Here is a 14,494-nt window from a genome sequence, read left to right as displayed (position 1 = left end):
ACGTGATACCTCAGTGCTTAATAGTTAACGGTTTATCTTTTACGCCCGCATAAAACACCATGATCTCAGCATCCTCTATGCCAGTACTAGTCCCCAAATGCCACGTATCGACCACTTCAACAATAGGATCGCCCGCTTTCATCAGTAACGTTTCACCCTCTTTTGTTTTTACCGTCAACTCACCTTTTAATAACACACCTACGTTAATAACTGGGTGTTGATGCATAGGTAAAGTCGCACCTTTGGGAATAGTAATACGTAATACTGTCACTTCGGGCTGACCTTGAGGGTAAAGTGGTAGCTTAGTGCCATTCCAGCTATTTGAGGATTTCACAACCTCAACTACCTTGATTTCACGATTGGTTTGCTCAGTAGATACACAAGCAAAAAGAGGGAGTAAGCACAGAGCTAAGAAGCTATTTTTCATTTTATTAATTCAAATGCGTCGCAATACGTTCCTTGATGATATCTTAATTGCCAGCCTACCTCGGTTTGTTGCCAGAGTGAAGCCCGCCTTGAAAAAGCATCGACTTTTCCTCCCTCATATACCCAAGCGGCTTCGTAAGTCAGTAACCTTGAATCATGCCCAACTGTAATACATTGAAAGTTTTGAGAATGCACACAACCTGCTTCATGAGGTTCAAAAGCCAGCATTTCTAAAATACTCTGAAGATCATAACGTTTGCCTGAAGCCCCAACCTCTACAAACTCAGGGTGGAGAAGACGCGTAACTTGACTGACGTTTTGTCTCACTTCGTATTGATGGAGTGCAACTTCCTGTGTGATCAGAATATCCATATATTTCCCCTGCTAAACTTACAAACTCTAGCAAAGATTATCATAATGCATTTAAATGTTTTTGTTTCAACTTGGGAAAGTCTGTCCGATTTTTATATTTTAAGTATAAATTACTAAACAAAGCCGTTTTTGAAAGCTTATCCAATTCCATTAAAAATTGACGACCAGATTGCTGCTCTGATGCTTTACAACAGGACTGATAGGCTTTGATCAGCTCTGCAATGGTTTGATATTGAGCTTGCTGCAGTTTGAGTTGATATTGCGCTTCTATAAAAAATGCCACACCACTCCAATACACCCACTGCTGAGCGTTGAGTTGCCACATATTACTACTCACACTCGCTAAACGCGCATCTTGAAGATGTGACAACCGATAGGTGTTGGATTGTCCCCGCTCAAGCCCTGCTTTGAGTCGCATCATCATATTGTCATAGGTAATAATGCCACTATCTTTCATAATTTGATTTTGCAGTAAGGTAGCAAGCCCTTCAGTCAGCCAGAAATCTTTGTAATCTAAAAGTGGATGATATAAATGCGCTAACTCGTGATACAAGGTCCAGTCGTTTTTTAATTGTTTGAGACTCGAATAGCGACTAAATTGAAGCTCTACACCATCTAACTCACCGCGAATGACTTCGGCCCAAGGCACTGGTTCAAAAGCAAAATATTGTGGTTTCAAATATATTGGTACGGCTTTTTGGATTAAAGGCCCGAGCGTTTTTTCAGTTGCATCTAAGCCATGATTTATCCAGCTTTTCACTTTAGTTTGCTGCGCTTCATTGAGTTCTGACAAGCCAATGAAATCAACTTTTGTATGCCCTAACCTAGCAGCAAAGCTGTATTGAGAAAAAACAATTATCATACACAACACACAGTAAACACGTTTCAAACGCTACCTCGCAGCAATTAGTTTCAGTTACCCTGAAACATACTCTTTCTAAACTATTTTAGATGACCTGTAAAAGCGGGTTTTACATTCAGTGCCGTTTTTGGCTAGTAGTCTGGCGCTATCTACATATAATGACGGCAAGCATATTTAATTGGAGCAACTATGCTCAGTCTCGAAATTTGTCAAAAAGCGCGTTTTTCAAGGGATCCTCGCTTTGATGGTAAGTTCTTCATTGCGGTTAAAACCACCGGGATCTATTGTAGAACCATTTGCCCTGCATCGCCGCCGAAAGAAGAAAACGTGGAGTATTTTAAAAATGCTGTACAGGCCGCTGAGGCAGGCTATCGTCCATGTTTACGGTGTCGCCCTGACAGCGCACCGAGTTCGGCTGCTTGGCAAGGCAATGGCGCAACATTAAATCGCGCAGTTCGCTTAATTGATGAAGGGGCATTACAGACTGGCTCTATTGTTGAACTCGCTTCACGATTGGGTGTCAGCGACAGATACTTAAGAAGACTATTCAACGAACAAATAGGTGTTTCTCCAAAAGCTTATGCACTTTATCAGCAGTGCTTGTTTGCCAAAAAATTACTACACCAAACCAGTTTACCCATTACCGAGATTGCGCTCGCCAGTGGCTTTGACAGTATTCGCCGCTTTAATGACTGTTTCAAACAACAGCTTAAACTCACCCCCACTCAAATGCGTAAACAGACAAGTAAAAATAATGCAAAACTAACCTTGAAACTGTCGTATCGCCCACCGTTTGATTGGCAAAAAATGCAGCGCTTTTTATCTGCCAGACTCATTCCAGGTCTTGAATGGATTGGCGAAAATTTTTATGGCCGTAGCTTTATTTATCAAAGTATTAAAGGACAATTCACCGCTCACCATCAAGCTGAAAAGAACCAATTCTTGGTCGAGATTAGCCTTGAAGATAACCGTGTTCTCAAACCTGTGGTCAGTAATATTCGCCGCGTGCTCGATTTAGATGCAGAGCTCGAGCAAATAGAGCAAGACTTAACTGACGCGCTTGGCACAGATACGCTGATCCGCTCTGGGTTACGCTTGCCCGGTATTTGGGATGTGTTTGAAGCGGGTATGCGCGCTATTTTAGGCCAGCAAATATCGGTGACTGCTGCTAAAAATTTAGTGATTAAACTGGTTGAAACCTTAGGCGAAAAAGAAGCCAATGACCAAGAGACGCATTGCGAGAGTGTGCTGTACTTCCCCACAGCAGAAGCCATAGTGCAAAGCGACTTAGCATTTTTTAAAATGCCCGAAAGCCGCAAACAAACCATTGCGAGGTTTGCTCAGTTTGCAGTAGACAAACCTATTGAAGCACAAAACCCAGATAATTGGCTGGCACTCAAAGGGATCGGCCCTTGGACAGCAAATTATGCCAAAATGCGCGGCTTAAGCGACCCTGATATATTTCTCGCTACCGATCTTGGAGTGATTAAAGCACTAAAAGCACACGCTGATTTTGACTCTGACAAAACCGCTCCTTGGCGAAGTTACCTTACTTTTCAACTATGGGACAAACTATGATGTATTGCGATTACTTTGAAAGCCCGCTTGGCAGGATGGAAATAAAAGCAACCGACGAAGGGATATGTCAGGTCATTTTCTGTGGCGAACATAAAGAGCCCACAGTACCTTCAAGAGTTATCACCCAGTGTATTGCACAACTTGAGGAATACTTTACTGGTACTCGCCAAAGCTTTGATCTCCCCCTTGATCCCGTGGGCACTGAGTTTCAAAAATCAGTCTGGCAAGCGTTGTGCGAAATTCCATTTGGTCACACCCACTCTTATTTTCAGCTCGCAGAGCAGCTTAACAATCCTAAAGCCGTGCGCGCCGTCGGTGGGGCTAACGGCAGAAACCCAATAACTCTGATTGTGCCCTGTCATCGAGTTATTGGCGCATCGGGCACGTTAACGGGTTACGCAGGTGGCGTTGAACGAAAACAATGGCTGCTCGCACACGAAGGCGTACCAGGATTTGCCAAACCACTTGCACTGGATGAAGTCATTCATACCCGACAAGATAAGACGCAATTTTTACGTTAATATCACTGGGAAAGAGCGATCTAAAACTATCTAACTATCGTAGTTACAGAAGTTTAGCATTTTGAAGCACTTAGTTATTTCTATGGATAAAAGTAAATCAGTTCCAACTTCTCGTTTTTCTCGACTCAGTAAATTCGGTTTACTCGCTTCGAAAGTGGCAGGCAATGTATTAATAGACAGCGCAAGGTCAGTCGCCAAAGGTGAAAAACTCGATAAACAGTCGTTAATTTTATCTCCCAAAAATATTGAAAACTTAGCTGAGCAGCTCGCTCAACTTAGAGGTGCAGCCATGAAGTTGGGGCAGCTTTTATCTATGGACTCGGGTGAGGTTTTGCCTCCTGAATTAAGTAAATTATTGGCAAGGCTAAGATCTGAAGGTCATGCTATGCCCCATAAACAGCTAGTCGGTGTTCTTAAATCACACTGGGGAGATAACTGGCTCAACAAATTTTCACACATTGAGCTTAAGCCATTTGCTGCTGCTTCAATTGGCCAAGTACACAAGGCGACACTCGAAAACGGCCAAAAGTTGGCGGTAAAGATTCAATACCCGGGGATCGCAAAAAGCATAAAAAGCGATGTCGATAATCTTGCAAGCCTTCTAAAAATGAGTGGCTTATTACCCAAGCATATCGACATAGCACCACTTATTGCCGAGGCAAAACAACAACTTTTAGACGAATCTGATTATCAACTCGAAGCTTGTCACTTACAGCACTATCAAGAGAATCTTGCAAGCTTCGAGCAATTTAAGATACCCAAGGTGATTAACGATTTAACCACTGAGCAAATTCTCAGTATGGAATTTGTTGAAGGCATTGACTTAGAAGCCTGTGTGTCTTTGCCGCAAGCCCAACGTGACGCCCTTGCTAGCAACTTAATCTATTTATTCTTCTTTGAGCTCTTAAAATTTAATACTGTGCAAACAGATCCTAACTTTGGCAATTATCTTTATCAGCCCGATACCTGCAAAATAGTATTACTCGACTTTGGCGCAACTCGAGTGCTTACGCAGGTCGTCTGTAATGGTTATTTTGCGCTCTTTTCGGGTGCCCTATCTGAAAACCGTAATTTAGTTGCTTCAGCCGCAGAACAAATTGGTTACTTCGATTCAGAGATCGACTTGGAATATAAACATAAAGTCATAGATATTTTTATGCTGGCTTGCGAGCCACTCAGACAAAACATAGCCTATGACTTTGCTGCGAGTCCTCTTGCCAAACAAATTCGTGATAAAGGGCTTGAAATGAGCACCGATAAATCCAAATGGCACTCTCCACCCATCGACGCACTATTTATTCATCGTAAACTTGCAGGACTTTATCTTATCGCCGCAAAGCTCAATGCCAAAGTAAATGTACAACAGTTGTATAAATCTTTCTTAGTACAGGCAAAACTGAATCAAAAATAATACCAATCCTCTTAATTAAGTGATCTATTTTAAGGCAAGGAAAATTTGTCAGTAACAAGGCGAAATTTTGCTATTTAGTTGCTCTAAATAAGAAGTTTTCAACGAAGTTAGCGTCAGTTTTAGTCCCTCAAAACGATTGAGTATTATTGAGGATTGCGTGTAGCATGGGGTAATCACCTAAACAAGAAGGAATACCCCATGAATTTAAATCAGGTCACATTACCAGTTAAAAATATGCCAATCGCTGTAGAGTTTTACCAAACTCTTGGCTTCAAGCTTATTGTCGATACCCCACATTATACAAGGTTCAAGTGTCCTGAGGGCGAAGCGACTTTTTCACTTGCCTTGGAGGACAAAGATTTTGACAGTGGCACCACCGTTTATTTTGAAAACGAACAACTAGATGAATGGGTTACTACACTGCAAGACAAAGGCATCGAGTTTGCGCAACTCCCCACAGACGAACGTTACTTATGGCGCGAAGCCATATTACTTGACCCGTCTAACAATAAAATTAAACTCTACTGGGCTGGTGAAAATAGGTTAAATCCACCTTGGCGCGTTAACCCAGATTAGAGCGAATGCGCTGTATTTCTTATACAAGAAATCTTAGCCCCTAAACCTATGTGATGGCAGCAGTAAATGGCCAATAAGCGTTACAGTTTCGACTCTAATTGCACGAAACACTCGGAACCAAGGCATTATAATCTAGCCTCGTCATAAACAGGGGGTGCTCTTGTACTGAATTAAATTGACCATCGCCATAATTTTTCTTCTAACTTTAATTACATAAAATTAAAAGCTTGCGTTATCCCTAATGCAAAAATATTCCGAATAATTTAGCCATGAGGAACACCTTGTCATCTATTAAATTTATTTTTTAGATGAAACTTAAGCTTCGTACTAAGCTGACAAATTATTTAAAAAACACCTTTACCTAAAGTTAAGTTGAGCTTTTAAGCTGCTTGCAATTACAAACTAAAGGAAGCTAATAATGGCAAATACCCTCATACTTTTCTCTAGCGCTAATCAAGCAGGAAACACCTATCAACTTACTCAAGCTGTGCGATCACAGTTAGATGAAAACCATACCCGCTACTTTAATTTAGACGCCCATAATTATGCCGACTACAACTATCAAAACTTTTACAGTCGAGACGACTTTTACGACATCGCTGACGCCCTAGCATGGGCTGACAATATCGTCTTTTCTTCTCCGGTTTACTGGCACAGTGTCACCTCTAATATGAAGCGCCTAATTGACCGCATCACCGAATTGACAGAAAACTCTGAGATCAAGCACATAGGTAAGGGGCTAAAAAATAAAAAAGGATTTGTGCTTACGACCTCAGCTAGTAAAGAGGTTTGTCCTGTTTTTGCAGGTTTTTTTGAGAAAATATTTCATTATTTTGAGATTGAAATGCGTGAATTATTTCACATAAATTGCAAAGAAAAGTTGAAGCTTCCTGCTGAAGCTATCGCGTCCTTCACAAAGAAATTAAAATAAATCGGGATTCTAAGAAACTGACTAAAACACCTTTCTAATCTTTGCGACAGCCTTTATGGATATAAGATTAGAAAGTGCTACTTTGAAAACCTTTTCACTATTATTGCTCGTTAACTCTCCCTCCCAAAAATTAATCATATTTTATTAGTTTTATGACATATAATCTTAATAAAAATATATAATACTGACTTTACATATATACGAGGATGTTACGATGTTTTTAAAGAACCTCAGTGTTAAGTCACGCTTGTTTTTGTTAGTTGCCCTGCCTTGCTCTGCTTTTTTATTACTTGCCGTCATTACTCTATTACTGACCAGCCATTTAGTTTCTGGTATTCAAAGTATCAATAACGACAGAGTTGTTCCATTAAAACAAATTAAGGTTGTCTCTGATAATTATGCGGTCAGTATTGTTGATAACTTGCACAAATATAATGCAGGTCTAATGTCAAAATCGGCACTGCTAAGCTCAATAGACGAAGCTGAAAAAATTGCAGCAAAAAACTGGTCTGACTATTTGCAAACCGAATTGACACCAGAAGAACAGAGACTGATTAGAAATAGCGAAGCCTTATTCGATGACGTCAAACGACGAGTTGAAGACTACAAATCTAAGCTTAGGTATGACCAAGCATTAGCGTCGTCATCACAAGCTTTTGTAAAAGAACTTTATGATACATTTGATCCTTTCAGTTCAAGCCTGAATGCCTTAATTGACCTACAACTTAATACATCACAAAAGTTTGCTGATACAGCTGCTGCTGATTATAAACGAGAAGAAAGGTTAATGATTTTGGCCTGTATTATTTTACTAGCTGTAGTCATTTTTTTAGCTACTGCAATCAATCGTTCTATCATTACACCGCTTAATAATATTAATAGTGTTATGGCTAATATTGCCAGAAATACCGACTTAACATTGCGCGTAGACGACAATGGAGAAGACGAATTTGCTCAAACAGCCGTTAGTATTAATACCATGTTAGCCCATTTTAAAGAGCTGATCACCGAGTTACTTAGTCTTGTCTGTACATTAAGGACACAAACTGAAAGCTTATCTGAAAATAGTTTATCAATAGCTAGCAGCACCGATCAGCAACAACAGCAAACTACTATGCTAGCCACTGCAATAACTCAAATGAGTGCAGCGATTAAAGGAGTTGCAGATACCGCAGTGAGTACGTCTCAAAAAGCCAATGAATCTGATGATGTTGCTCAGCAAGGGCTGCAGAGCGTGCAAAATAACATTCAAGCCATTAATCAACTTCATGAGCTGCTTAATCAAACAAAAATAGATGTTGATCTTTTGAGCGATAAAACCAATGAAATTAACAGTGTGGTTCAAATCATCCAAAGTGTGGCTGAGCAAACAAATTTACTTGCTTTGAATGCCGCAATTGAAGCTGCACGTGCTGGAGAATCAGGCCGCGGTTTTGCTGTAGTAGCAGACGAAGTAAGACAACTCGCTCACAATACACAAAAAGCTACCGAGCAAATCAGTGCAATGATTGTTTCTTTACAAGACGCATCAAAACGCACAGTTAACAGCATGGATGAAGCCGCTGAACAAACTGAAAAAAGTGTCTCAATAGCAGCAGGCTCCGCTGAATCAATCCAAAAAATCACTTCAGCTATTACAGAAATTGCCGACTTAAATGTGGTTATTTCTACCTCAACTGAGGAGCAAACCACGGTCGCAAACGAGGTGTCAGAGAATATAAATCAGATAACGTCTAGCATCAAAGCTGTAGCTGATAGTGCTTCCGAAAATGCACAAACTAGTCAAGGGCTTAAATCAATCGCAAATAAACTTGAAGACGATATCACTAAATTCAAAGTGTAATAAACCTATTCCCGAGCATCCAAGGCGTACACTTTACGCCTTGACCACTTCTTTTCTTATCTTACCTATTTTTACTAGCTTTTGAGGTGACTGAGCACGAAAAAGGCCGACTTTGTCTCCAATCTATAGCCAATGAGTAAAATCAATTTACAATGCATATTCACTATAAATTGAGTAAGAGTCAGTATGTATAAAGCCGTTTTTATCGCAGCCATCTTGTTTGTGATCGCAGCCATCGTGTTAAATAACAATTTTGAGCAATTCGAGCACAATAATGCCGTATTTGTATATGATGCATCACACGTTGACACCACTAAAGCAAAACAAGTCCATGACTTTCTTATAAACCAACAAGTTTATGATGGAAGAACTGGCGATGTATTACTGCTGACAAAAACAAAAACCGGCATATGGGTGATTAAGTTTCCTGTTTACCAAGGCGGTGAAGTACCAAAGCAAGTGCTAGAACAAGTTCAGGCGTTGACATTAAATATTAAACAAGGTGTACTGAATAATGAGCCTGTAGAAATTCATATTACGAACAGTGGCTATCAATCTGTACAGTTCTTTAAGGTTTAGCAGTATTACAAAAAGTTGCCTTTGGTTTTGATCATTTTATCAATAAACAAAGGCACATCATTCACTAATCTTGAATATCGCTTGCACTTTCACATCATTAGATACTCACTACTAAATACATATTCGGATTTACAACTGTCTAAAAAGCGTCTAACTTGTACCTTTTACAGACAAGGATATCGATATGAAAAAAAACATAGTTGTCGTATTTCTGATGTGCTGGCTTGCTGGGTGTGGAGGGAGCAATAATGACACAAGTCAGAGTCCCTCGTTAAGTGAAAATGCCTCTCAGCCGCCTCCAGTTAATACCCTGCCTTCAAACCCGATTGAAAAGCCAACCATAGATTATGATGAGCAGCTCTTAATAGATATTGAAGAATTTGTGAAGTTGGCGCATGCAGTGCAGTACTTTTACCCTTCAGAAGAAAGTAAAAACTCTGATTGGCCATTATTCATTGCAGAAAGTATCATCGAGCTAAGCCAAACTCCCGTTAACGAAAGGGCAAGTAAAGGCATAGAGTTGGTAAGGCAAATTGCGCCTTATTTAACTTCAATTCAAAATCAATTACCGAACATTGACGAACAAAATCAAGCTTCTACTTGGCGTCAAAATAGCCCTATTGATGAAGATGTATATAGTCGAGCACTCATAACGAGTAGTTATCGAGCTTTACAAACTGAAAGCTATGTCAGTAATCACCTTTTTACAGAGCTAGATTACCATCAAACATCAGTATATTTGCCTTTATACCTTCCTAGTAATAACGAGTTAACTGGGCAAGCTTATCGAACATTGGGAAGGTGGCAACTAACCCAAAACTTTATGGAAAATGAAGTTTGTATGGCATCAGTATCGAGTATGTGGGCTTCAATACAGCACTTTTGGCCCTACTTTTCACAAGTCTCAGTTGATTGGCAAAGTAGTTTACCTAATTTACTCAGTGCATGTACTGAAGATGATTTTTTAAAGCGCAGAGCACGAATTTACTCTGAATTCACAAAATTAAAAGATAACCATATAAATATTGCTTTGCCCTTACCTGAACAATATGTGCGAAATCGATATATTCCTTTTTTGTATGAGCTTGTTGAAGACCAAGCCATTGTTGTTCGAGTTGAAGAAAATCAACAAACTGGAGTCGAGATTGGTGACGAGATCCTTGCGATTAATGGCCAAAAAATTCAGACATACCTAGAAAGTAAATCTGATACATCATTAAAAAATGATTTACACCGTAAAACCGTTCCAGCTCTTAGCGATGTTTTTAAGTCATCTGCAGATCCTATTAGTTATCAAGTAAAAAAGCCTGATAATCAGATCATTAATATTCAAGTAACTCCTAAATTACTATCGGAATTAACCAACTTCTATGGCTTGCGTTACGTACCAAGACGTGATGAGGCGCTTGAAGCTCTCTCTGACGGACTTTATCGTGTCAACGTTTATAAAGTTAAGAGTGCAGAAACTAGGGATATAAAAGAACAATTAAAAAATGCCAAAGGCGTAATCTTAGATTTAAGGCGCTACCCCGAAGATTGGCAAGGTTGGCAAACGGTACTGAGCTGGTTTATAAAACGCCCAGCCATTAACGATACCTTGGCGTATTATTGGCAAGGCGCACCAAACCAAACAGATATTCAAATACAGCAAGTCTCGCAAACAATTAACCCAGCATCAGGCTCATTAAACATGCCAGTGATTGTTCTATCATCGAGAGATAGCCAAAGTCAGAACGAGCATAGTTTAATTTTTGCCAGAAGTGGCGGACTCACTATAATGGGTGAACCAACCTCCGGAATAAATGGCAACATAGTTCAACTAGATTTGTTTGGTGGCTTAAACAATACTTCTTCTCAAGGTGTCACATTTATTTACACCAATATGCGCGCCAACCGTTGGAATGGCGATCCACTTATCAATGCTGGTATAGAACCTGATATTTTACTACCTAGAACAAAAGAGAGTATTCGAAGGCAAGTAGATAATCAGTTAGCCGCTGCTATAGATTATTTAAAACAGAGAGTTGAATAGTTAAAAAGGCAGTTGACAAGAACAGAATACGGCATTTAATGAAAAGATAGGCTAATCGAAAACCTACACTAGGTTGTCAATTAGCTTAAATACTTGATGGATCAAGTAAGTGTATTTCTATTATTTAGATATTAGCCACTAATGACTTTATACTCTGAGGCTGTTTGAATTTCGTCTCTAGCCTGTTGAGTACGACGTAACTTTCTTAAGTTTTCTTCTCTCACAGCTTGGACATTTGTATAGCCTTTAATTAAGCTTTTTGTCACTCTTTACAAATAGGCAACTGTATAGATACGACAAAAATGCTTTACCGAGCCAGGCCACTTAGAGCTGTCATCAGTATGCCCCCATACTTTTATTTTAGTTTTTGAATGATAAGCTGAAAGAAGCATACTAAATGTTGTTTCTTGACCTGGTGAATCTTTTTTAAGCCAAAACCCTTTACAGATTGAAGAAGAGCTATCTAATGTTAGAATAACATCTCCACCACCATAATCAGGATAAGATTGGATTACCTTGATGTTTGACCAAGGGCTTGACTCTGTTGCAAAAACACTAATAGAAAATATAAGAATTAATAAAAACAAATATTTCATTGAAAAACCAAAATAATTAAATTAAAAATAAGTATTTAAAGTCTTAAATTCATAATTAATTCTCATCCAAAAACTCCATTATAATTAGTTAAGTACTATTGATTCAACTATGGGCTAATTAGCGAAAGATGAAAAACTTAAAAAAGTAACAATAAAAATAAATTCCTACTAATTATAAAGATTAAATGAAGCCTTAATAATTAAATCATATAGGGCTGAACAATGTAAAAATTAGACTTTTTAGATTTGCTCAAAACAAGAACTGAGCACATTATTTCTATAAAACTGTTACTATTTTTTATTTTTCAAACTTTATATTAAAACATTAGTTTTTTTTAAAAATTAACATATCGTATTACCGCTGAATTCCAAGCACCCCATTGGTCACATTTTGCTGGCACATGCTCACCATCAAAATGAACACGAGTAATTGTTGCACCAGTGGCCTTTGCTGTCAGAAACATTGAAAACACTGTTTTACACGTTTCTGGACCCATAACATAATTGGTACCGGACACAGACCATTGGGTTTCTGGATTACAAAAGAAGACAGGTCTATTCATATTTTCTAGTTGTACCATTAATTTATTGTTTGCATGATAAGCAACTTTAGTAACCTTTGTATTCTCACACACTAATGACCCAGCTACAGATGAAAACGGAACACCAGTGGTGACTAAGAAAAATAATATTTTTTTGTTCATATAATTCCTTATTTTTCTGTACCATTTTATTTTTTTATCTTTTCAAGAATAGAGAGCTCAAGTTCTTGCCAAAATATTGGTGTTGTTTTGAGTTTATTAAAGTCGATGTTTCTTAGTTCAAATTGATGCTCAATTTCATCGTCTTCAGAAGTAAAAGTAACGTTAGCATCCACTAAATCATCATTCCCCCTCACGCCAGTGAAACTAATTTTTTCTATCGAAAAGGGTTTCCCTAAAAATAATGTATTTAGACTGTCTTGAATACGAATGTGGAAACTTGGTTGGTGTGATTTAATACTGGCATCAAAGTCTTTTGCAATACCTTGGTCAATGGCAATACCCACAGCAAGTCCAGTCGCGCCCAATGCACCAATGAGCATTGGACCTGAGTTAGTACCTCTGCCAACATAAGATGAGGCTGGTATTTGCTCATCAAATTTAGACTGATAGACGCTGCTACAAGCAGTTATAAAAGAAATAAGTATAATTAAAAAAAACTTCATCATGGCATGCTCATATATTGTTTATATTTATAAACTATAATACTAGAAAATTGTGCCTAAATTAACTTATTAATGACAACTCACCATCAAATAACCCTATCTATAAAGTTAACTTTTAATTAGCATATAAAAATAAATTATATCTTCGACTTTACGTAATTATGCAAGATTCTGAATCTGTTTACTTAGACTCTGGATAGTACGTCTATTAACCAATGGCTCAGATTATTTAAACTTTCATCGCCATACTTTCATTACATAACTTTTACTTTACTGAGCTGTAATGCCATGTAATAGCGCTAAGTCGTTGCGTATTATACGCTGCTAAATGCATTGGATAAGCAGAATGTTATGAACCTCTGCAACCGTTTTATGCTATGTGATTTATCAACTTATTAAAGGAATTATTATGCCAATCCAACAAACACTTCAATTCTCAGATCTCGTTGCTCTTGATTCCAGTCCCAATGCGGTCAGAGACTGGTTTAAACATTCATTTTCAAAAAACACAAAAGAAGTCACACCTGATGGAATATCTGTGAATAGTGAAACATATTTTAACGCTGTAACCCCAGCTATAACTGAGCAATATAGTCATCCTGCCTATAAAACACTTGGTGAAATTGATTACAAACAGGGAGAAACAACAGGAGATATACTGGTCGTACTTGGTTCTAACTATGCTGTCAACAACAGTGATCAAGAACAAAACATATCTCTTACTATATCAGGCGATTGGCAAGAATCGCAAACAACAACAAGCTCTGTAACATCTGGTATGTCTTTCAGCGCTGAAGTTTCTTTAGAAGGAATATTTAAATCAGGTTCGACTTTCAGCACTTCCGTAACTGCTGGGGAATCAAATACTCAATCCAGAACAAGAACAAGCTCCGCTAGCGCGACGGTTAAAGTGCCACCTAAATCAAAGATTAAAGTCTCTATGGTCGGCACAATGAAGACTCAAACTATGAATTTCACTGCTCCGATCCAAGTCAGTGGTATGTTTGGTGCGAATTTTCCAGACCGTGTAAGTGACCACTATTTTTGGTTTGCTGATGTTGAGCAAGTACTCCCAAAAACCTCAGGCATATTAAGTGGAACAGTTAAAGACACTGCTGCATTTAATGTACAAACAGAAATTGGTGAAGCTGAGCCATTATAAAGTTGTGAATCCATCTTGTGATGAAAAGGGTCAGTTATTTTGACCCTTATTCAATTTCATTTATATGCTCAAATCTGCTCAATTAAAACTCATCAAAAATTGAATTCACGTTATATTACACTAATGTACACATTTAATGATGACAAACAAACAGGGTCAGGTCTTGCATTTTGCAACAGCTCTACTCACCGTCGAATAATGCACCCCAAACTCGGCTGCTATTTCAGCCATTGTATAACGACCATCTAAATAAGCATTTGCCATGGCTAACTTATCATCATCATGGTATTTATCCTTATAAAAACTGATTGGCTGTATGTTTATTTGCTTTTGCTTTTTAGGCACTTCGCTAAGCGTTATGTCAACGTCATCTTCGAGCATCGCTTGGTGGCGTTCAA

The 14,494-nt window shown here is 38.6% G+C and carries 16 protein-coding genes; 9 read left to right on the top strand and 7 right to left on the bottom strand.

Annotated elements, in window-relative coordinates:
• Window positions 1–10: 10 nt before the first annotated feature.
• The 3 genes from CWB72_RS09025 to CWB72_RS09015 are packed head-to-tail and all read right to left on the bottom strand — an operon-like array spanning window position 11 to window position 1,660.
• Window positions 11–427 carry a cupin domain-containing protein gene (locus tag CWB72_RS09025; RefSeq protein WP_138630756.1) on the bottom strand — a complete coding sequence of 139 codons (417 nt, stop codon included), beginning with the start codon at window positions 425–427 and terminating at the stop codon, window positions 11–13.
• Entirely contained in the window at window positions 424–798 is a 375-nt protein-coding gene (locus CWB72_RS09020) for a DUF4440 domain-containing protein (RefSeq protein WP_138630754.1), read from the bottom strand. Before CWB72_RS09020 ends, CWB72_RS09025 begins: the two co-directional genes overlap by 4 nt.
• A gap of 40 nt (window positions 799–838) precedes the next feature.
• Window positions 839–1,660, bottom strand: a complete 822-nt coding sequence (locus CWB72_RS09015; protein ID WP_252371518.1) for a hypothetical protein — start codon at window positions 1,658–1,660, stop codon at window positions 839–841.
• A 189-nt stretch (window positions 1,661–1,849) separates the two neighbouring features.
• Between CWB72_RS09015 and CWB72_RS09010 the strand changes: the two genes are divergently transcribed.
• The 8 genes from CWB72_RS09010 to CWB72_RS08975 all read left to right on the top strand — a co-directional run bounded on the left by CWB72_RS09010 (window position 1,850) and on the right by CWB72_RS08975 (window position 11,131).
• Window positions 1,850–3,238, top strand: a complete 1,389-nt coding sequence (locus tag CWB72_RS09010) for a DNA-3-methyladenine glycosylase 2 family protein (protein ID WP_138630752.1) — start codon at window positions 1,850–1,852, stop codon at window positions 3,236–3,238.
• The gene (locus CWB72_RS09005) at window positions 3,238–3,759 is read left to right on the top strand and encodes a methylated-DNA--[protein]-cysteine S-methyltransferase (protein WP_130256832.1); all 522 of its coding nucleotides are present in this window, start codon (window positions 3,238–3,240) and stop codon (window positions 3,757–3,759) included. The genes CWB72_RS09010 and CWB72_RS09005 overlap by 1 nt, the downstream gene beginning before the upstream one ends.
• Window positions 3,760–3,841: 82 nt before the next feature.
• Entirely contained in the window at window positions 3,842–5,170 is a 1,329-nt protein-coding gene (locus CWB72_RS09000) for an ABC1 kinase family protein (RefSeq protein ID WP_138567871.1), read from the top strand.
• A 198-nt stretch (window positions 5,171–5,368) separates the two neighbouring features.
• Window positions 5,369–5,746, top strand: coding sequence for a VOC family protein (locus tag CWB72_RS08995; RefSeq protein WP_138567872.1), 378 nt, complete (start codon window positions 5,369–5,371; stop codon window positions 5,744–5,746).
• Between the two features lie 418 nt (window positions 5,747–6,164).
• Window positions 6,165–6,677 (top strand): flavodoxin family protein, encoded by a 513-nt coding sequence (locus CWB72_RS08990; RefSeq protein WP_138630750.1) that lies wholly within the window; start codon window positions 6,165–6,167, stop codon window positions 6,675–6,677.
• 214 nt (window positions 6,678–6,891) lie between these two features.
• Complete coding sequence (locus CWB72_RS08985; protein WP_138630748.1) at window positions 6,892–8,520, top strand: methyl-accepting chemotaxis protein; 1,629 nt, start codon at window positions 6,892–6,894, stop codon at window positions 8,518–8,520.
• 186 nt (window positions 8,521–8,706) lie between these two features.
• A complete protein-coding gene (locus tag CWB72_RS08980) occupies window positions 8,707–9,099 on the top strand; it encodes a hypothetical protein (RefSeq protein ID WP_138630746.1) in 393 nt (130 codons plus the stop codon).
• Between the two features lie 184 nt (window positions 9,100–9,283).
• On the top strand, window positions 9,284–11,131 hold the full coding sequence (locus CWB72_RS08975) for a S41 family peptidase (RefSeq protein WP_138630744.1): 1,848 nt from the start codon (window positions 9,284–9,286) through the stop codon (window positions 11,129–11,131).
• A gap of 269 nt (window positions 11,132–11,400) precedes the next feature.
• Here CWB72_RS08975 and CWB72_RS08970 read toward each other — a convergent pair whose 3' ends face one another.
• The 3 genes from CWB72_RS08970 to CWB72_RS08960 form a co-directional block, all read right to left on the bottom strand.
• On the bottom strand, window positions 11,401–11,727 hold the full coding sequence (locus CWB72_RS08970; protein ID WP_138630742.1) for a hypothetical protein: 327 nt from the start codon (window positions 11,725–11,727) through the stop codon (window positions 11,401–11,403).
• A 335-nt stretch (window positions 11,728–12,062) separates the two neighbouring features.
• Window positions 12,063–12,431, bottom strand: a complete 369-nt coding sequence (locus CWB72_RS08965) for a hypothetical protein (protein ID WP_138630740.1) — start codon at window positions 12,429–12,431, stop codon at window positions 12,063–12,065.
• 26 nt (window positions 12,432–12,457) lie between these two features.
• On the bottom strand, window positions 12,458–12,937 hold the full coding sequence (locus CWB72_RS08960) for a hypothetical protein (protein ID WP_138630738.1): 480 nt from the start codon (window positions 12,935–12,937) through the stop codon (window positions 12,458–12,460).
• Between the two features lie 406 nt (window positions 12,938–13,343).
• On the opposite strand from CWB72_RS08960, the gene CWB72_RS08955 reads away from it, so the two are divergent.
• Window positions 13,344–14,096 (top strand): ETX/MTX2 family pore-forming toxin, encoded by a 753-nt coding sequence (locus CWB72_RS08955; RefSeq protein ID WP_138630736.1) that lies wholly within the window; start codon window positions 13,344–13,346, stop codon window positions 14,094–14,096.
• Window positions 14,097–14,252: 156 nt separating this feature from the next.
• Here CWB72_RS08955 and CWB72_RS08950 read toward each other — a convergent pair.
• A partial coding sequence (locus CWB72_RS08950; RefSeq protein WP_138630734.1) for a helix-turn-helix domain-containing protein occupies window positions 14,253–14,494 on the bottom strand: 242 nt, incomplete at its 5' end.

This window comes from Pseudoalteromonas phenolica, assembly GCF_005886345.1.
GTDB lineage: Bacteria > Pseudomonadota > Gammaproteobacteria > Enterobacterales > Alteromonadaceae > Pseudoalteromonas > Pseudoalteromonas phenolica_A.
Note: the sequence above shows the minus strand (reverse complement) of the source record. Positions and strands in the feature narration are given on the sequence as shown.